The organism is Actinophytocola glycyrrhizae (genome assembly GCF_042653545.1).
Lineage (GTDB): Bacteria > Actinomycetota > Actinomycetes > Mycobacteriales > Pseudonocardiaceae > Actinophytocola > Actinophytocola glycyrrhizae.
The window spans coordinates 165,508-182,838 of record NZ_JBHSIS010000024.1; the positions used below are offsets into that span (position 1 = coordinate 165,508).

A 17,331-nucleotide genomic window follows, 5' to 3' on the forward strand; every position below is an offset into this window, starting at 1 on the left:
TCGGGGGTGGCGGAGGGGCGGGTCGGCTGCGGCTGGGTTCGGGTCTGCCTGCCATCCCGTCGACCTCCCCGGGGCTATCACACCGCGCCAAGGGGGCCTTTTCCGCATGTTGTGATTCGGGTGTTTGGCCCCCCTTGACACGGTGTGATCGGGCTTCGCCAGGTCGACGGGATGGCAGGGAGCCCCTTTCGGGTGGGCTTGCGCCACCGTCGGTGTTGCGTGGGCCTGGCCCCGCTTCGCGGGGGCCGGGCGCGGAGCGCCCTGGTTTTGGTGCTGTGAAAGGCGCGTTGACGGCATCGGCGGTGCCGTCAAAGGGCCTTTTACGGCGCTCAGTGCCGTCAATGGGCCGTTCACGGCGTCGGGTGTGCCGTCAATGGGCCGTTCACGGCAGCTTTGTCGCGGTGGTCGTTCAGAGCCAGACCAGGCGTGCCTGGATGTGCTCGCCCCGGCTGAACCAGCGCACCGCGCTCTCCGGTGACCGCAGGCTGAGGTGCGTGCCGGGCGTGGCTCCGACGACCTCGGTGCTGTTCTCGAAGGCCATGCCCCACGCGGCGATCCGCCCGTCGACGCGGTCCCCGAGTTCCTGCACGAGCGCGAAGAAGCGCGGTGCCTCCTCGGCGACCATCTCCGACATCAGTTGGGCGAACTCCTCCTCGCCACACATGGCTGGCAGCTTGTCGTCGGCTAGCATCTGAACCTCCGCGTGACGTGGGCAAACGGTGAAAGGCAAGCCCCAGAGTGCAGATGGAAGTCCGGCTTCGAAAGCGAACTTCCGGATGTTCGCCGGATCGGGCTACACCGTGTTACACGCCCCGTGGAGGAATGTGAAATGTCCGAGTCAAGTCCCGCCGGGTCGGCCGTGCGGCGCTGGCAGCTGACCGAGACGCTGCGGCAGTTGCGCGAGCAGGCCGGGCTGACGTCCGACCAGACGATCGCGAAGCTGCGGGAGAGCGGCGGCAAGTGGTCGCGCCCGAAGCTGTCGCGGATCGAGAACCGCGAGCAGGGGGTGCGGTCGCGGGAGGTCGAGCAGTTGCTCGACGTCTACGAGGTGACCGACCAGTCGCTGCGGGACTGGCTGATCGAGCTGGCCGCCACCCCACGCGAACGCGGCCTCGCCCTCGACATCCGCAAGCACCTCCCCGAGGAACTCCACCGGTTCCTGGACTGGGAGGCGGCGCTGGTCGCCCGCCGCCAGTTCGAAACGTTGCTCGTGCCCGGCCTGCTCCAGACCGCGGACTATGCCCGCGCCCTGATCACCGGCATCGAAATGAACCTGCCAGAAGACGACGTGGAACGGCGCGTCGTCGCGCGCCTGGCGCGGCAGCGCATCCTCTCCCGCGCGAACCCGCCTCGCCTCCACGCCATCATCGACGTCGGCGTGCTGGAGCGGCCCGTCGGCGGGCCTCGCATCATGCGCGACCAACTCCGCCGGTTGTCGGAGGCGATCGAGACCCCGAACATCACGATCCAGGTGCTGCCCAAGGAGGTGGGCGCGAGCCCGGCCTTGGAAGGGCCGTTCTCGATCCTGAGTCTGCCCGAGCCGGTTCCCGACATCGGCTACGTCGAAGGATCCCCTCGTCCGGTCTACTTCGAGGACCGCGACAGCGTCCGCAAATACGTCCTCCGCTTCGGTACGCTGACCCAGCAAGCGCTCTCGCAGAAGAAGTCAGCGAAGTTGCTCGCCGACATGGCCGAGAGCTACGCCCGCGCGTGAAGAGGTCCCGGACATGGTGTGGCGCAAGAGCAGCTTCTCCGGCGGCGGAAGCGCCAGCGGCGGGGACTGTGTCGAGGTGGCGATCCCTCAGTCCGGACGGCTGCACATCCGGGACAGCAAGAACCCGGCTGCCGCGCTGCGTGTGACCAGCGAATTCCTCTCCTGGGTGAAGCGTCCCACCTAGTGGACGCCCTGCCCAGCACCAGGGATTCGGCGGTAATGTGCTAGGCGTGTTCACCATGCTGACCAGGCGCCGCGCGGTCGATTACTGCCGCGTCGAGTCCAGCCTGTGTCTGGCGTCTGACTGACCCGGACGGCCCCCAGCTCTCTGGCCGCCGTCCGGCTGGTTCCCCCAGCCGTGCAGTCAGGAGGTGCGCCATGTCCGCCGGACCATCACACGTCGGCCCTCGCGGGCCGGGCATGGTCGCGACCGCGATCCGTCGATTCACCCCAAAGAAGGAGAGAGCGCTCCGATGAGCCGCGAAGACGTGCTGGTCACGGCCGAATGGGCCGAGAACAACCTCGAAACCCCTGGGGTGGTGTTCGTCGAGGTCGACGAGGACACCTCCGCGTACGACGGCGGGCACCTCCCCGGCGCGGTGCGGATCGACTGGAAGACCGAGCTGCAGGACCAGGTGCGGCGGGACTTCGTGGACCGCGAGGGCTTCGAGAAGCTGCTGTCCGCCAAGGGCATCGGCAACGACGACCGCGTGGTCCTGTACGGCGGCAACAACAACTGGTTCGCGGCCTACGCGTACTGGTACTTCAAGCTGTACGGCCACCAGAACGTGCAACTGCTCGACGGCGGCCGCAAGAAGTGGGAGCTGGACGGGCGTCCCCTGTCCGCCGACACCGTGACCCGCGAGCAGACCGAGTACAAGGCGCAGGAGCAGGACCCGGCGATCCGCGCGTTCCGCGACGAGGTCGTCGACGCGATCAACGCGAAGAACCTGGTCGACGTGCGGTCGCCGGACGAGTTCTCCGGCAAGCTGCTCGCCCCCGCCCACCTGCCGCAGGAGCAGGCGCAGCGGGCCGGGCACATCCCGTCGGCGATCAACGTGCCGTGGAGCAAGGCGGCCAACGAGGACGGCACGTTCCGCTCCTCCGAGGAGCTGCGCGCGCTGTACAAGGAAGCCGGGATCGACGAGGGCAAGGCCACCATCGCCTACTGCCGCATCGGTGAGCGCAGCTCACACACGTGGTTCGCGCTGCACGAGCTGCTCGGCTACTCGGATGTCAAGAACTACGACGGGTCCTGGACCGAGTACGGCTCACTCGTGGGCGTGCCGGTCGAGGTCGGTCCCGGCACCAACTAAGGAGAACACGCATGGCCAACGACGGTTGCGGCGCGCCTGAGCAGACCGCAGTGCTGCCCGCCGGCATCGACCTCGGCAAGGAGATCGTGCTCGGCGGCAAGGTGACCGCGGACGGCTCGCCCGTCGGCGGTGCGTACGTCCGGCTGCTCGACGCGAGCGGCGAGTTCACCGCCGAGGTGGTGTCCTCGCAGGACGGCGACTTCCGGTTCTTCGCCGCGGCGGGCCAGTGGACGGTGCGTGCGCTGCACCGTTCCGGCAACGGCGAGGCGAAGGTGACCGCCGACGGACCCGGCCTGCATCCGGTGGCCGTGTCGGTCGCCTGAGAGAAGCTCATCCCGAAACGCGGGGCGGCCTGAACTCGGCCGCCCCGCGTTGCCCTATCCTCTCCGGGTGGAACTGTTCGTCACCCTGTCGCTGATCGCCGCCGCGCTCGCGGGCACCGCGCTGCTCGGCCGCCTGGCCGTACGAATCTCCGGACGACGCTCGTGACCACCCCCGACCAGCCCGTTCCCGGCAGCGGCGACGAGGCGGTGCGCGTCGCGGCCGAACGCGCGAACACCACCCGCGAGCGCAACCTCCCGCAGTGGCCGGACCTGCCGGTCCCTGGCGACACCGCGAACCTGCGCGAAGGCGCCGACCTGCACGACGCCCTGCTGCCGCTGCTGCCGCTGATCGGCGTGTGGCGCGGCGAGGGCGAGGTCGTGTACCCGACCATCGAGCAGCAGCACTTCGGGCAGCAGATCGTGTTCGCGCACGACGGCCGCCCGTTCGTGTACTACGAGAGCCGCGCGTGGCTGCTCGACGCCGACGGCAAGGTCATCCGGCCCGCCGCCCGCGAGATGGGCTGGTGGCGCCCCCAGCCCGACGGCACGATCGAGCTGCTGCTCACCCACGCGACCGGCGTGATCGAGATCTTCTACGGCGAGGCCCGCACGCAGACCTCGTGGGAGCTGGCCACGGACGTCACCATGCGGACGGGGTCGGCCAAGGAGGTCAACGGCGCGAAACGGCTGTACGGCCTGGTCAACAACGGCGATCTCGCCTACGTCGAGGAACGCGCCATGGTCGGCCAGCCGCTGCAGCCGCACACCTCCGCGTACCTGCGCCGGACCGCCGGTTAGCAGCACCCGGTACGGGTCCGCACGGTCCGAGTGTGGGCACGGTCGTCGACCTCGGATGAAGGCCGGACCAGAACAGCGCAAAGCCCGTGAGACGACCGTCCGGACGCATCACGGGCCCACTTCCTCGGCCTACAGGGCCTTGGCGTGACAAACCTACACGCGTCCGCGTCCTGCTCAGAAAGCTGGGATCGCTCGGTCGGCGGCTCAGTACTCCGACTCGTACAGCGCGGTCAGTTCCTTGTGCAGGGCGCCGGTCTCCGGCAGCGCCACGCCGTCCAGCGTGTGCACGCGGGTGATCTTGCGGACGCTCGACGCGAGGAACACGCCTTCCGCGTCCTTGAGCTCCCGCACGGTCAGCGGCTCGACCTTCGTCACCCAGCCCGCCCGTTCCGCCGCGCGGAACAGCGCGCCCTGGGTGGTGCCGCGCAGGATGCCGCTCGACGGCGGGGTCGTGCGCAGCGTCCTGCCGGACGCGACGACCACCGTCGACGTCGGGCCCTCCAGCACCGAACCGTCGGCCGCGGTGAAGATCACCTCGGCGGCGCCCATCGACTCCGCGTGCCGCAGGGCCGCCATGTTCACCGCGTAGGACAACGACTTCGCGCCGAGCAGCAGCCACGGCGCGCGCGCCACGATCGCCGGGTCGTAGCCGCGTTCCAGCAGCACCGCCGACACCCCGGCCGCGCGGGCGGCCAGCACCTTCTCGCCGATCGGCAGGCCCATCGCGTAGCCGGTCGGGGTGCCGTCGCCGAACTCCGGGCCGCGGGTGTAGATGAGCTTCAGCGCCATCTCGCCGCCGCCCCGCCAGTTGTCCAGCACCACCTGGACGCAACGTTCCCACCGCGCGCGGTCGGGCACCGGGAGCCCGAGCATGGCGGCCGAGTTGGCGAGCCGGTCGAGGTGCGGGCCCAGCTCACGTGGCTTGCCGTCCACCACGAGGATCGTCTCGAAGACGCCGTCGCCCCTGGTGAGGCCCAGGTCGTCGACCCGGATCAGTGGGGTGAGCGGATCGGCAGGAGTTCCGTCGAGCATCGCCAGCACGCGCATGGGCAAAGCGTACGCGGGCCTACGATCGTGGTTGTGGAGACCAACATCCAGGAGGAACGCGCGCAGCTGAGGACCACGCTGCACGAGCGGGGCATGCGCATGACGCCGCAGCGCCAGCTCGTACTCGACGCGCTGCTCGAGCTGGAACACGCCACCCCGGAACAGGTCTGCCAGCACGTGCAGCGCAGCACGCCGACGGTCAACATCACCACCGTCTACCGCACGCTCGAACTGCTGGAGTCACTCGGCGTCGTCCGGCACACGCACCTCGGGCACGGCGCCCCGAACTACTCCGTGCACGAACACAAGCACGTCCACCTCGTCTGCCACCGCTGCGACCGGGTCCTCGAGGCGCCGTGCGACGTGATGGACGACCTGCGCGGAACACTGCGCGCCCGCTACGGGTTCGCACTCGATGCGAGCCATCTCGCGTTGTCCGGCCTGTGCGAGAACTGCCAGAAGGAGATCACATGACCGCGGTGCCAGCCCCGGAAGGCTCACCGGACGCGGGTGTGCCGTGGCACTTCGGTGACCCGTTCGCCGAGCAGCGCGCCGCCGCCCGCAAGGTGGCCGTCGTCGACCGGTCCACCCGGGAGGTCATCGCGGTCACCGGGCCGGAGCGCCTGTCGTGGCTGCACCTCGTGATCTCCCAGCACATGACCGACCTGCCCGACGGCTCCGCCACCGAGGCGCTCGTGCTCGACAGCCAGGGCCGCGTGGACACCCACATGGCGGTCGCCCACCTCGGCGACACCGTGTGGCTGGACACCGACCCCGGCGCGCACGCCACCGGCGTCAGGGGCGGGCAGCAGCCGCTGCTCGACTACCTCGAGTCGATGGTGTTCTGGTCCAAGGTCGAGCTGCGGGACGCGACCGGGGAGCGGGCCGTGCTGACGCTGCTGGGCCCCGAGACCGGCGCGCTGCTGACGAAGGCCGGTCTTCCGGTGCCCGACCAGGTCGCGGCGGGCGACGACGTGATCGTCCGGCGCGGCGCGCTGGGCGTCGACCTGCTCGTGCCCCGCGCCGCGAAGGACGACTGGTGGACCCGGCTCACCGACGCGGGCGCGCGGCCGATGGGCAGCTGGGGCTACGAGGCGTTCCGCGTCGAGGCCGCCCGCCCGCGCATGGACCTCGACACCGACGACCGCACGATCCCGCACGAGGTGCGCTGGGTGCACGTCGCCGCGCACGTCGCCAAGGGCTGCTACCGCGGCCAGGAGACCGTGTCGAAGGTGCACAACGTCGGCCGCCCGCCGAGGCGGCTGCTGCTGCTGCACCTGGACGGCTCACCGGAGGTGCTGCCGGAGACCGGCGACCCCGTGGTCCACGGCGAACGCGTGGTCGGCCGGGTCGGCACGGTCGTGCGGCACCACGAGCTGGGCCCGATCGCGCTGGCCCTGGTCAAGTACTCGGTGCCGCTGGACGCCGAGCTGCACGCGGGCCAGGACGACCGCGTCGTGCAGGCCGCGATCGACCCGGACTCGGTGCCCGACGCCACGCCGGGCCTCGGCCGCGAAGCCGCACGGCGACTTCGGGGCTGATTCGGCCTACGATCGCGGCCATGTCCACCGGCACGCTGATCACCGTCGCGCCCACCGGCGCGGAACACGCGAAATCCGACGTCCCCAACCTCCCCGTCACCCTCGAGGAGCTGGTCCAGACCGCGAAGGACTGCGAGCGCGTCGGCGCCGCGATGATCCACGTCCACATCCGGGACGCGGACACCAGGCCGACGCTCGACCCGGGGCGGCTGAAGGACACCGTCGTGGCGTTGCGTGAAGAGACCAACCTGATCGTCCAGCTGTCCACGGGCGGGGCGGTGACCGACCCGGAGGAGAACCGCCTCCGGGTGCTGGACGCGATGCCGGACTCGGCGAGCTGCACGATGGGCACCGTCAACTTCGGCGACGACGTGTTCATGAACCGCTGGGAGTTCGTGGTCGAGCTGCACAAGCGGATGCGGGACCGCGGCATCGTGCCGGAGTACGAGATCTTCGACCTCGGCCAGCTGGCCAGTCTGCACAGACTGCTCGACCAGCACGGCCTGCCCTCGGGCGGGCACGTGCACGTGGACCTGGTCATGGGCGTCCCGGGCGGCATGCCGGGGGACGCGGAGACGCTGGTCGCGGCACTGCGGATGATCCCGGAGGGCGCCACGTTCTCGGCGACGGGCATCGGCCGCACGTCGATCCCGGTGATGCTGGCGGCCCTGTCGGCAGGCGGCCACCTGCGCGTCGGCATGGAGGACACCGTGTCCTACGCCAGGGGCGAACGCGTCCGCGACAACGCCCAGCTGGTCGCCAGGGCCGCGGGCCTGGCGAAGATCGCCCAGCGCCCGCCCATGCCGGTCGACGAGGTGCGTACGCTGTTGAAGGTTGCCCAAAGCAACTGACTTGCGAGGTTGGCGGCACGGGGCCGCGTACCGGAGGATAGGCACGTGATCGAAGTCCGTCCCGGTGGACGCAGGCGTATCGACCGAGTGCTCGCGCCGGACTATGTGCAGGACCTCGGCCGGCTGGACCTGGCCGAGGTGCGCGGCCGTCGGGACGACGCGGCCCAGGAGGAAACGGACCTGTCCTATCTGCGCAGGCTGCTGCACGGCCGGATCGACATCGTGAAGGCCGAGCAGAAGAGACGCCGCGAGGGCGGCTCCAGCTCGGTCGTGGAACGCCTGGTGGAGATCCTCGCGGACAACGTCGTGGGCCCCGCACCGTCGGGCTCCGGCCGCCACCAGACCCTGGAACCGTCCCGCGCGGAGGCCCACCGCAGACACGTGGAAGCTCTCGTGTCGGACTCCGACCTGTCCGATGTGGCATCGCTGCCAGACGAGCGCCTCGACCTCGCGCTCCGCACCTACGTGGCGGAGGAGGAGTCGGTCTCCCGCCGCAGACGCGAGGTCCAGAAGGTGGTGGACGCCCTGAACGACGAGATCGGCGCCCGCTACCGAGCAGGAAGCGCCTCAGTGGACACCCTGCTGGCAGCAGAACGCGGCGACGAAGAAACCCCCGGCCCGCCACGAGGCCGAATGCCCTGAAAGGCGCGTTCAGGGCGCTGAGCGCCCTAAACGGCCCATTCGAGGCATCGCCGCCCTTCGCGCGAGCGCGCAACAGGCGGCCTCCGGCCCCCCGGAATCCAGCCTAGCCGCCACCACCGACAAACCCGGGCGAACCATCCACAGGCTCAGTTGAACCGCTCACGGACGGCGAGACCGCCCCAGAAGTCCCGCAGCTTCTGGAACCGGGCGGCGATCTCCTCGACGTCCTCCCGCTCCAGCGCGTCGACGATCGCGTTGACGTCCGCGGCGGAGGTGTCCTCCTGCAGCTCCTCGTCGGTGAGCAGCTGCACCAGCCCGCCGTAGTCCAGCTCGACCGCCGACATCGGGTCGAAGTGCTCCAGCCACCGCCCGGTGTCCTCCAGCACCTTCGTCGGGCCCTGGTCGCCCATGGCCTCGGCGGCCAGCGAGTGCGCCTTCTCGATCCGCTCCCTGGCGTCGGCCATCGCGACCCGCCAGCACACCTGGCGTCGCGCGTCGTCCCTTGGGGCCAGCACCAGGTGCCGGGTCCCGGGATCGACCAGCGCGAACCAGGGCAGCGGCACGGTCCACGTCGTCGACACGATGTGCACCGCCCCGCTGGGCAGCTCGGACAGCACGCGGGTCGCCTTCTCCCGCACGCTGTCCGCGGACGCGGTCAGCGCGACCGCCTTCAGCGAGGGGTGGGCGGTGGACAGGAACCCCACCAGCGCGGCGGCGGAGCGGGCCCGGATGTCGAGTGGGCAGACCAGCGGGCCATCGCCCACGGTGCCGGGCACCTCGGCCGGGTCGAGCACCAGGACATCGCGCTGGGCACGCGGGGAGGGCGAACCGTTGGCCAGCTCGCCCGGCAGCAGCGTCGGTGGCCGGGACAGCTGTGATCTGAACCACAGGTCTCGCTCGCGCTCCGCGACCGATGCGTAGTCCAGCTGTCCGTTTTGCACCGCTTCTCGCAGGCGGTCGGCGACGTCCGAGTCGAATGCGGACAACGGTTCGTACACCCGGAGGTAGGCGACGAACGGTCGAGGCACGGTTGGCATGGTTTCACGGTTCCGCTGTACGCGATCAGTCGGCACTCGAACGCCGTGCCCCTTCGCACTGAACCCCCTCGACACGGTACGGTAGTTGCAGGAACCAGTTGTCGAGATCAGCGGGGCCGCCGTTTCCCCCGGCCGCCCCGCAACTGTGCGAGGGGGTCGAGCCATGGGGCGCGGCCGGGCGAAGGCTAAGCAGACCAAGGTAGCCCGAGAGCTCAAATACAGCACTCCCCAGACGGACTTCGATGCGCTGCAGCGAGAGCTGTCGGGCACCAAGTCCTCAGAGGGCGGCAACGGCGACGAGGCCTTCGACGACGACGATTACGACGACGACGTTTATCGTCGTTAGACACCGAGCCTCAGGGATGCGTGAGGTAGCGGACCTGGCCCGACTTGGCCTTGTCCAACGCCGCGCGTGCGTCGGCGATCTCGGCCTTGGTCGAGACCTCGGGCACACCCACCTCCCACCAGGCACCGGCGTCCGTCCACGACGAAGGATGCGTGCGGATCACCACGACCGCGGGCGTACCGGCCCGCGCGTGCGTGCGGGCCTGTGCGTACGCGGCGGCCAGTCCGTCGAGCTTGTCGACCGTGAGCACGGCGCAGCCCAGCGCTGCGGCGTGCGACGCGAAGTCCACTCTGGGCGGTTGCGCGTGCGGTGAGCGGCAGTCGGCGTACATGTTGTTGAACGCCGACCCGCCGTTCCCGCGTTGCAGCCGGTCGATCACGGCATAGCCGTCGTTGTCGCAGACCACGGCGACCAGGCCGTGTCCGGCGAACGCGGCGGAGTACAGCTCCGAGTTGAGCATCAGGTACGAGCCGTCGCCGAGCAGCGTGGTCACGACCCCGCCGGTGTGCCCGATCGCGGCGCCCCAGGCACCGGCCAGCTCGTACCCCATGCACGAGAACCCGTACTCGACGTCCATGCCAGGGCTCGCCGCGCGCCAGCCGCCGATCAGCTCGCCGGGCAGTCCGCCGGACGCGGTCATCACGTAGTCGCCCGGCTCGGCCGCGTCGTTGACGACCCCCACGACCTGCGCGTACGTGGGCAGTCCCGTACTGGGCCGCCTCAGCCCGGTGACGTAGTCGTCCCAGCGGGCGCGTTCGACGCCAGCCCGGGTCGTCCAGTGGCTGTCGACCGGCCACGGGTCGACCGACAGCTCGTCGAGGGTGTCGCGGGCGTCGCCGACCACGGCGAAGCCGCCGTGCTTGACCGCGTCGAAGCGGGCCGTGTTGATGCTGACCAGCCGCACGTCCGGCGCGAACACCGACCAGGACGCGGTCGTGAAGTCCTGGAGCCGGGTGCCAACCGCGAGCACCAGGTCCGCGTCGGCGGCCATGGCGTTCGCCGAGGACGACCCGGTGACGCCGAGCGGGCCGGCGTGCAGCGGGTGGTCGTGCGGCACCAGCGTGCGGCCCGCGGTGGTCTCGGTGACGGGCACCCCGTGCCGTTCGGCGAACGCCAGCGCGGCCCTGGTCGCGCCCGAGTACCGGACGCCACCGCCGAGGATCATCAGCGGCCGACGGCTGGCCCGCAGCAGGTTGGTGGCGTGCGACAGGGTGCGCTGGTCCGGCCTGCACCGCTGTGGGCGGTGCACCACCGGCTCGAACAGCGACGCCGGGAAGGCGAACGCCTCCGCCTGCACGTCCTGCGGCAGCGCCAGCGTGACGGGCCCGCAGTCGGCCGGGTCGGTCAGCACCCTGGCCACCTGCGGCAGCGCCGACAGCAGCTGTTCCGGCCGGGTGATCCGGTCGAAGTAGCGGCTGACGGCACGGAACGCGTCGTTGACGGTCGCGGTGCCGTCACCGAAGTGCTCCACCTGTTGCAGCACGGGGTCCGGCGCGCGGCTGACGAACGTGTCGCCCGGAAGGAGCAGCAGCGGGAGGCGGTTGGCGTGCGCGACCCCGGCCGCGGTCACCATGTTCAGCGCGCCCGGCCCGATCGACGACGTCGCGACGCCGACCTGCCGCCGGTGCGTGGCCTTCGCGAGCCCCACGGCGGCGAGCGCCATGCCCTGCTCGTTCTGCCCACGCCAGACCGGCAGGCCGGGATGCTCGGCGAGGGCCGTGCCCATGCCGAGCACGTTCCCGTGCCCGAAGATCGCGAACACGCCCGCGAAGAGCGGCGCCTCCGTGCCGTCCATCAGCTCGGTCCGCTGCGCGAGCAACCAGCGAACCAGGGCCTGCGCGGTCGTCAGCATGTCCGCCTCCCCGAAACTCGACAGTGTTGGTCCCGGCCCAGCGGCCCCCGCGGACCGCGGGCGGCGCTAGCCCGAGACCTCCCGGAGTTCGTGTTCCAGTGCTTCCAGCTCGGTGCCGCCCGCCATCTGGCGGGTCAGCTCCTCGATGGTGATCTCCGACTTTTCCATGGAACCGAGGCTCGCGCCGCGCTTGAGGAGCAGGAACCGGTTGCCGACCGGGTACGCGTGGTGCGGGTTGTGCGTGACCAGCACGATCCCCAGGCCGCGGTCGCGTGCCTGCGCCACGTACCGCAGCACCACCCCGGACTGCTTCACGCCCAGCGCCGCGGTCGGCTCGTCGAGGATCAGCACCTTCGCGCCGAAGTGGATGGCGCGGGCGATGGCCACGCACTGCCGCTCACCGCCGGACAGCGTGCCGACCGGCTGCTCCACGTCCCGCAGGTCGATGCCCATGTCGGCGAGCGCTTCCTTGGCGATCTGCTTGCCGCGTCTCCTGTCCAGCCGCTGCAGCGGCCCGACGCCGACGGTGGGTTCGGAGCCGAGGAAGAAGTTCCGCCACACCGACATGAGCGGCACGACCGCCAGGTCCTGGTAGACCGTCGCGATCCCGGCGTCGAGGGCGTCGCGGGGCGAGGTGAAACGGGTGTCCTTGCCCGCCACCACGAGCCGCCCGCGGTCGTGCTGGTGCACCCCGGCAAGAACCTTGATGAGCGTCGACTTGCCCGCACCGTTGTCGCCGAGCACGCAGGTCACCTCGCCCGCGTTGACCACCGTCGACACGTCCCGCAACGCGATCACGCTGCCGTAGTTCTTGCCGATCCCGTCGACCTCGATAAGAGCGGTCATCGCCGCACCCTTTCCGCTCGCCGCCGGAAGGTGTTGTTCACCAGCACCGCGCCGAGCAGCATGATGCCGAGGAACAGCATGAACCAGTCGGAGTTCCAGTTCGCGAACACGATGCCCTGCCTGGCCATGCCGAAGATCAGCGCGCCGATCGCGGCGCCGATGGCCGACCCGAACCCGCCGGTCAGCAGGCAGCCGCCGATCACCGCGGCGATGATGTACTGGAACTCCAGGCCGATGCCCTCGTTGGCCTGTGCGGTCGTGTACCGCAGGATGTTGATCGACCCGACCAGCCACGCGGCGGTCGCGGTCGTCATGAACAGCAGGATCTTCGTCCGCGCCACCGGCACGCCCACCGCCCGCGCGCTGGGGGCGGAGCCGCCGACCGCGAAGATCCAGTTGCCGAACTTCGTGCGCACCAGCACCCATGCGGCGAGCGCGGCGAACCCGAGCCACCAGATGATCGAGATCCGGAACGACGTGTCCCCGATGTCGAACGTGGACGCGAACACGAACCCCGTCGACTCGTAGCCGTCGGCCCTGCGCATCCCGGACACCTGCACGCTGTTCGTCACCAGCCGGGTGACACCCAGGTTCAGGCCCTGCAGCGCCAGGAAGGTACCCAGCGTGACGATGAAGCTCGGCAGCCCGGTCCGGACCACGAGCCACCCGTTCAGCGCGCCGACGCCGAGTGCGAAGACCAGCGACAGCAGCAGCGCGAGCCACACGTTCAGCCCGACCTGGGTCGCGAAGATGGCCGTGACCAGGGCGGTCGACGCGGTCATCACACCGGCCGACAGGTCGAACTCGCCGCCGATCATCAGCAGCGCCACCGCGACCGCCATGATCCCGAGCGTCGCCGAGTCGTCCAGCCAGGTGGCCACCCCGCCCATGGTGAGGAACTTGTCGGTCACGATCGAGAAGAACAGAAACACCACCAGCGCGCCGATGAGCGCGCCGATCTCGGGCCGGACCACCAGCCGCTGCGCCAGGTGGTTCTGGGCCACCCGTTCGTCCAGGGCGGTCATCGGGTGCCTCGCTCGGTGTAGGTCTCGACCTGGTCGGCGTTCGACGCGTCGACGAACCCCGGCCCGGTGAACACCGGTTGCCCGCCGCCGAGGGTGTTGCCGTTCTCGCGGTACAGCTTCAGCATCACGACCGGCAGGTAGCCCTGCTGGTACTGCTGTTGGTCCACGGCGAACAGAATCCTGCCGTCCTTGATGGACTTCACGACGTCGGTGTTGAGGTCGAACGTGGCGACCTCGGCCACCGAGCCCGCGGCCTCGGCCGCGGCGACCGCACGGTCGGCGACCTGCGAGTTCAGCGTCAGCACGCCGTCGATCGACGGGTCGGTCTGCAGCGCGCCGCGGATGCGGGCCTCCGCGTCGGTCGGGTTGGCGACGTCGACCTGGAGGTTCGAGACGTTCCCGCCGAAGCCCTCCCTGGCGCCCTCGCAGCGGTCGTTCAGGCCGGAGTTGCCCGCCTCGTGGATCACGCACAGGACCTTCGTCTTGCCCTCTTCCTTCAGGCGCGCGCCCGCGGCCTCGCCCGCGACCGTCTCGTCCTGGCCGACGTGCGTGATCGCGCCGAACTCGGTGCTGCGGTCGGCGCCCGAGTTGATCGTGATCACCGGGATGCCCGCGCGTACCGCCGCGTCGATGGACGACCTGAGCGCGTCCGGGTTCGCCATCGACACCACGAGGCCGGTCTTCCCCTGTGCCACGGCGTTGTCGATGAGCTTGGCCTGTGCGGCCGCCTCGCCGTCGGCCAGGTAGCTGACCTTCACGCCGAGGTCGCGGGCGGCGTCCTGTGCGCCGTTCTGCACGACGCTCCAGAAGGCGTCGCCCTCGCTGCCGTGGGTGATCACCGCGAAGTCCAGTGGTGCGGTGGAGTCCACGCCCCCGTCAGGGGCGGGTTCCTCCGCTCCGGTGTCCGCTGACGGCCCGGTGCACGCGGCGAGCAGGAAGGCCGCGGCGGCCACCCATAACGCGCGTCGTGCCCGGGCGGAGGTCCTCGACATCGTTGTCCCTGTCTCCTGTGTCCTAGGGCGTCATGAGTCGTGCCAGATGATCCAGGCTCTGTCTGGTGTGCGTGCGCGGGAGGGTGTCCGCCGCCGGGTCATCCGGCAGCGCGGTGTCCTGTTCGAGCACGTACCAGCCGTCGTAATCGTTGTCCCGCAACAGTTTCAGCATGGCGGCCAGGTCGACGTCGCCCGCGCCGAGCGGCACGTAGATGCCGTCCTTGACGGCCTGGGTGTAGGTGGTGGCGCCGGTGCGCACCTGTTCGGCGAGGTCCTCGCGGACGTCCTTGAGGTGCACGTGCCCGATCCGCCTCGGGTGGCGGCGCACCAGGTCGACCGGGTCGGTGCCGCCGATCAGCAGGTGCCCGGTGTCGACGCACAGCAGCAGGTCCGAGTCGTGCACGAACCGTTCGACCTCGGCGTAGGTCTCGACGTGCGTGCCGACGTGCGGGTGCAGCACGGTCCGCACCCCGAACGCTGCCGCGCCGTCGGCGATGCGCGCTGCCGTGCCGACCAGCGTCGCCCATTCCCGGTCGGACAGGGCGGGCCGCTCGTCGTAGCCGTCGAGCCCGGTGGCGGCGGCGAGCACCAGCACGTCACCACCGGCCTTCGCCAGCAGCTCGGCGACCGCCGCCGCATCGTCCACAGCGGACCCTTCGTGCAGCGGCGTTGCGAAGAACCCGCCGACGAGACCGAGTCCGTGCTCGTCAAGCAACGCGGCGAGGTCCGGCGCGGCGGCGGGCAGGTAACCGGGCGGGCCGAGTTCGGTCGCGGTGACGCCGAGCGCGGCCATCTCGCCGAGCACCGTCGCGGGCGGCAGCACCCGTCCCCAGCCCGGCACTTCGCAGACGCCCCACGAGATCGGCGCCGCCGCGACCTTCGTCATGCTGTGCTCCACTGGTGAGTCCGCACCGGCGCACCGGTGCGGCGGGACTGTTCACACGCCTCCGCGAGCCGGAGGCTGACCAGGCTGTCGCGCGCGGGCGACGGGTTCTCGGCGCGACCGGCGAGCACGTCGGTGAACACCCGCATCTCGTTGCGGTAGGCGTCGTGGAACCGGTCGGGGAACCCGGAGTAGGCGTTCGGCGTGCCGTGCAGCGGGGTGCGCTCGTCGAGCCCGACCGCCACCGAGTCCCGCGCGCCGAGCACCTCGATGCGGTGGTCGTAGCCGAGCGGGTCGTGCCGCCCGGCGGTCAGCACCGCGTGCGCGCCACCCGCGAACTTCAGCAGCACCACCGCGTTGTCCACGTCGTCCGCGGCCGCGAACGCCTCGTCGACGAGCACCGAACCGGACGCGTACACCTCCACCACCGGCTCGCCGACCAGCCACGGCACCGCGTCGAGGTCGTGGATGAGCAGGTCGCGGAAGATGCCGCCGGAACCGGGAAGGTAGGCGAGATCCGGTGGCTGGGCGTCGAAACCGGTCGCGCGCACGTGGTAGATGGCGCCGAGCTCGCCCGAGCTGATGCGGCGGTGCAGCTCGACCATCGCCGGGTCGAACCGCCGCTGGAACCCGACGAGCACCGGCACCGACGCGGCCTCGATCTCCGTGACCAGCGCGGACATCGCGGGCAGGTCGGCCGCGATCGGCTTCTCGCACAACACGGGCGTGCCGGCCGCGAGACACGCGCGGACCAGTTCCGGGTGCGTGCCGGTCGGCGTTGCGACGAGGACACCGTCGCTGTCGCCGAGCAGGTCGGTCACGTCCGGCACCGCGCGGGACTTGGGCAACGTGGCCGCCCGTTGCGCCCGGCCCGGCACCGGGTCGTAGAGCAGAACCTCGTCCACCTGGGACAACGCGGCCAGGTTCGCCGCGTGCATCGTCCCGATCCGACCGACTCCCGCCACCCCGATACGCATACAGCTCCTTGTGTTGGAGCGCTCTAATCCGCCTATCCTGTAATGGCCGTCACACCACTGTCAAGGAGGTGACCGCGTTGGCCCGCCCCACGATGGAGGACGTCGCGGCGCGGGCGGGTGTGTCCAGGGCGCTGGTGTCACTGGTGATGCGCGGCTCCCCGAAGGTGAGCGCGGCCCGCCGCGCGGCGGTGCTGACGGCGGCGGCCGAGCTGGGGTACTCGCCGCACGCGATGGCCAGGTCGCTGGCGTCGCGGACCTCGCACGTGCTCGGCGTGATGGTGTCGGACCTGCACAACCCGTTCTGGGCCGAGGTGGTCGACGGCCTCGACGGGCACGCCCGCGCGGCGGGCTTCGAACTGGTGATCAACACGGGCGGGCGCAGTCCCGCGCGGGAACGGCGGGCGTTGCGGTCGTTGACGTCGTTCCGGCCCGCGGGGATCGCGTTGCTCGGCCCGGTGGTGCCCTCCCCCGCGATCACGGCCGCGGCGGACATCCCGCTGGTACTGATCTCCCGCTCGTCGCGTCTGTCCACTGTGGACACGGTGAACGACGACGGCCGGGCTGGCTCGGCACTGGCCGTCGACCACCTGGTGGCACTGGGCCACCGCCACATCGTCCACATCGACGGCGGCACCGGTTCACAGGCGGCACCGCGGCGGACGGGCTACCGGCTCGCGATGGCCCGGTACGGTCTCGCGCCGCGCGTGGTGCACGGCGAGTACACCGAAGCCGCCGGGGCGGCGGCGATCCGCGCGTTGCGGCGCCCGTTCACCGCGGTGATCGCGGCGAACGACCTCAACGCGGTCGGGGTGCTCTCGGCGCTGGCGGAGGCGGGGCTGCGGGTGCCCGCGGACGTGTCGGTGGTGGGGTACGACAACACCTGGCTGGCGGCGTTGCGGCACATCGGGCTGACCACGATCGACCAGCCCCGCGCGGAGATGGGCCGCCTCGCGGCATCGGCGCTGATCTCCCGCGTCCGCGGGGAACGCACGAAACCCGTGCGCCACCTGCTGCGCCCGACCCTGGTCACCCGCGCGACCACCGGCCCCCCTCCGGCCCCGGACCCGATGCCCTGAAAGGCGCGTTCGGGGCGCTGACCGCCCTGAACGCGCCTTTCAGGGCGGTCCGCTCTGCCGGTGGG

The 17,331-nt window shown here is 70.8% G+C and carries 20 protein-coding genes; 11 read left to right on the top strand and 9 right to left on the bottom strand.

What is annotated here, in order from left to right; translation table 11 throughout:
• Positions 1-409 precede the first annotated feature (409 nt).
• Positions 410-691, bottom strand: a complete 282-nt coding sequence (locus tag ACFPCV_RS35495; RefSeq protein ID WP_378061520.1) for a hypothetical protein — start codon at positions 689-691, stop codon at positions 410-412.
• 138 nt (positions 692-829) lie between these two features.
• Here ACFPCV_RS35495 and ACFPCV_RS35500 point away from each other — a divergent pair, with 138 nt between their 5' ends.
• From ACFPCV_RS35500 to ACFPCV_RS35520, 5 genes are all read left to right on the top strand, one after another.
• Complete coding sequence (locus ACFPCV_RS35500; protein ID WP_378061522.1) at positions 830-1,714, top strand: helix-turn-helix domain-containing protein; 885 nt, start codon at positions 830-832, stop codon at positions 1,712-1,714.
• A gap of 13 nt (positions 1,715-1,727) precedes the next feature.
• Positions 1,728-1,898: a DUF397 domain-containing protein gene (locus ACFPCV_RS35505; RefSeq protein WP_378061523.1), complete on the top strand. Its 171-nt coding sequence runs from the start codon at positions 1,728-1,730 to the stop codon at positions 1,896-1,898.
• Positions 1,899-2,187: 289 nt separating this feature from the next.
• Positions 2,188-3,030, top strand: a complete 843-nt coding sequence (locus tag ACFPCV_RS35510; protein ID WP_378061524.1) for a sulfurtransferase — start codon at positions 2,188-2,190, stop codon at positions 3,028-3,030.
• Positions 3,031-3,041: 11 nt separating this feature from the next.
• Positions 3,042-3,353 carry a DUF1416 domain-containing protein gene (locus tag ACFPCV_RS35515; protein WP_378061525.1) on the top strand — a complete coding sequence of 104 codons (312 nt, stop codon included), beginning with the start codon at positions 3,042-3,044 and terminating at the stop codon, positions 3,351-3,353.
• 162 nt (positions 3,354-3,515) lie between these two features.
• Positions 3,516-4,151: a heme-binding beta-barrel domain-containing protein gene (locus ACFPCV_RS35520; RefSeq protein WP_378061526.1), complete on the top strand. Its 636-nt coding sequence runs from the start codon at positions 3,516-3,518 to the stop codon at positions 4,149-4,151.
• A gap of 204 nt (positions 4,152-4,355) precedes the next feature.
• Here the strand turns inward: ACFPCV_RS35520 and ACFPCV_RS35525 are convergent, their stop codons facing one another.
• A complete protein-coding gene (locus ACFPCV_RS35525) occupies positions 4,356-5,198 on the bottom strand; it encodes an aminodeoxychorismate lyase (protein ID WP_378061527.1) in 843 nt (280 codons plus the stop codon).
• Between the two features lie 93 nt (positions 5,199-5,291).
• Between ACFPCV_RS35525 and ACFPCV_RS35530 the strand changes: the two genes are divergently transcribed.
• The 4 genes from ACFPCV_RS35530 to ACFPCV_RS35545 are packed head-to-tail and all read left to right on the top strand — an operon-like array spanning position 5,292 to position 8,232.
• Positions 5,292-5,672 carry a Fur family transcriptional regulator gene (locus ACFPCV_RS35530; RefSeq protein ID WP_378061725.1) on the top strand — a complete coding sequence of 127 codons (381 nt, stop codon included), beginning with the start codon at positions 5,292-5,294 and terminating at the stop codon, positions 5,670-5,672.
• Positions 5,669-6,739, top strand: coding sequence for a CAF17-like 4Fe-4S cluster assembly/insertion protein YgfZ (gene ygfZ / locus ACFPCV_RS35535; RefSeq protein ID WP_378061528.1), 1,071 nt, complete (start codon positions 5,669-5,671; stop codon positions 6,737-6,739). The genes ACFPCV_RS35530 and ygfZ overlap by 4 nt, the downstream gene beginning before the upstream one ends.
• 20 nt (positions 6,740-6,759) lie before the next feature.
• Positions 6,760-7,590 (top strand): beta-keto acid cleavage family enzyme, encoded by an 831-nt coding sequence (locus tag ACFPCV_RS35540; RefSeq protein ID WP_378061530.1) that lies wholly within the window; start codon positions 6,760-6,762, stop codon positions 7,588-7,590.
• Positions 7,591-7,635: 45 nt separating this feature from the next.
• Complete coding sequence (locus tag ACFPCV_RS35545) at positions 7,636-8,232, top strand: RsiG family protein (RefSeq protein WP_378061531.1); 597 nt, start codon at positions 7,636-7,638, stop codon at positions 8,230-8,232.
• Positions 8,233-8,378: 146 nt separating this feature from the next.
• Here ACFPCV_RS35545 and ACFPCV_RS35550 read toward each other — a convergent pair whose 3' ends face one another.
• Positions 8,379-9,260, bottom strand: coding sequence for a DUF8083 family protein (locus tag ACFPCV_RS35550; RefSeq protein WP_378061726.1), 882 nt, complete (start codon positions 9,258-9,260; stop codon positions 8,379-8,381).
• 172 nt (positions 9,261-9,432) lie between these two features.
• Between ACFPCV_RS35550 and ACFPCV_RS35555 the strand changes: the two genes are divergently transcribed.
• Positions 9,433-9,615, top strand: coding sequence for a DUF3073 domain-containing protein (locus ACFPCV_RS35555; RefSeq protein ID WP_378061533.1), 183 nt, complete (start codon positions 9,433-9,435; stop codon positions 9,613-9,615).
• Positions 9,616-9,625: 10 nt separating this feature from the next.
• Here ACFPCV_RS35555 and iolD read toward each other — a convergent pair whose 3' ends face one another.
• The 6 genes from iolD to ACFPCV_RS35585 form a co-directional block, all read right to left on the bottom strand.
• Entirely contained in the window at positions 9,626-11,467 is a 1,842-nt protein-coding gene (gene iolD / locus ACFPCV_RS35560; RefSeq protein ID WP_378061534.1) for a 3D-(3,5/4)-trihydroxycyclohexane-1,2-dione acylhydrolase (decyclizing), read from the bottom strand.
• 66 nt (positions 11,468-11,533) lie between these two features.
• Positions 11,534-12,313 carry an ATP-binding cassette domain-containing protein gene (locus tag ACFPCV_RS35565; protein ID WP_378061536.1) on the bottom strand — a complete coding sequence of 260 codons (780 nt, stop codon included), beginning with the start codon at positions 12,311-12,313 and terminating at the stop codon, positions 11,534-11,536.
• On the bottom strand, positions 12,310-13,338 hold the full coding sequence (locus ACFPCV_RS35570; RefSeq protein ID WP_378061538.1) for an ABC transporter permease: 1,029 nt from the start codon (positions 13,336-13,338) through the stop codon (positions 12,310-12,312). Before ACFPCV_RS35570 ends, ACFPCV_RS35565 begins: the two co-directional genes overlap by 4 nt.
• Entirely contained in the window at positions 13,335-14,330 is a 996-nt protein-coding gene (locus ACFPCV_RS35575) for a sugar ABC transporter substrate-binding protein (RefSeq protein WP_378061539.1), read from the bottom strand. The genes ACFPCV_RS35570 and ACFPCV_RS35575 overlap by 4 nt, the downstream gene beginning before the upstream one ends.
• Positions 14,331-14,352: 22 nt before the next feature.
• Positions 14,353-15,216 (bottom strand): TIM barrel protein, encoded by an 864-nt coding sequence (locus ACFPCV_RS35580; protein ID WP_378061541.1) that lies wholly within the window; start codon positions 15,214-15,216, stop codon positions 14,353-14,355.
• Entirely contained in the window at positions 15,213-16,190 is a 978-nt protein-coding gene (locus tag ACFPCV_RS35585) for a Gfo/Idh/MocA family protein (protein WP_378061543.1), read from the bottom strand. Before ACFPCV_RS35585 ends, ACFPCV_RS35580 begins: the two co-directional genes overlap by 4 nt.
• A gap of 77 nt (positions 16,191-16,267) precedes the next feature.
• On the opposite strand from ACFPCV_RS35585, the gene ACFPCV_RS35590 reads away from it, so the two are divergent.
• The gene (locus ACFPCV_RS35590) at positions 16,268-17,266 is read left to right on the top strand and encodes a LacI family DNA-binding transcriptional regulator (RefSeq protein WP_378061728.1); all 999 of its coding nucleotides are present in this window, start codon (positions 16,268-16,270) and stop codon (positions 17,264-17,266) included.
• The last annotated feature ends 65 nt before the right edge of the window (positions 17,267-17,331 follow it).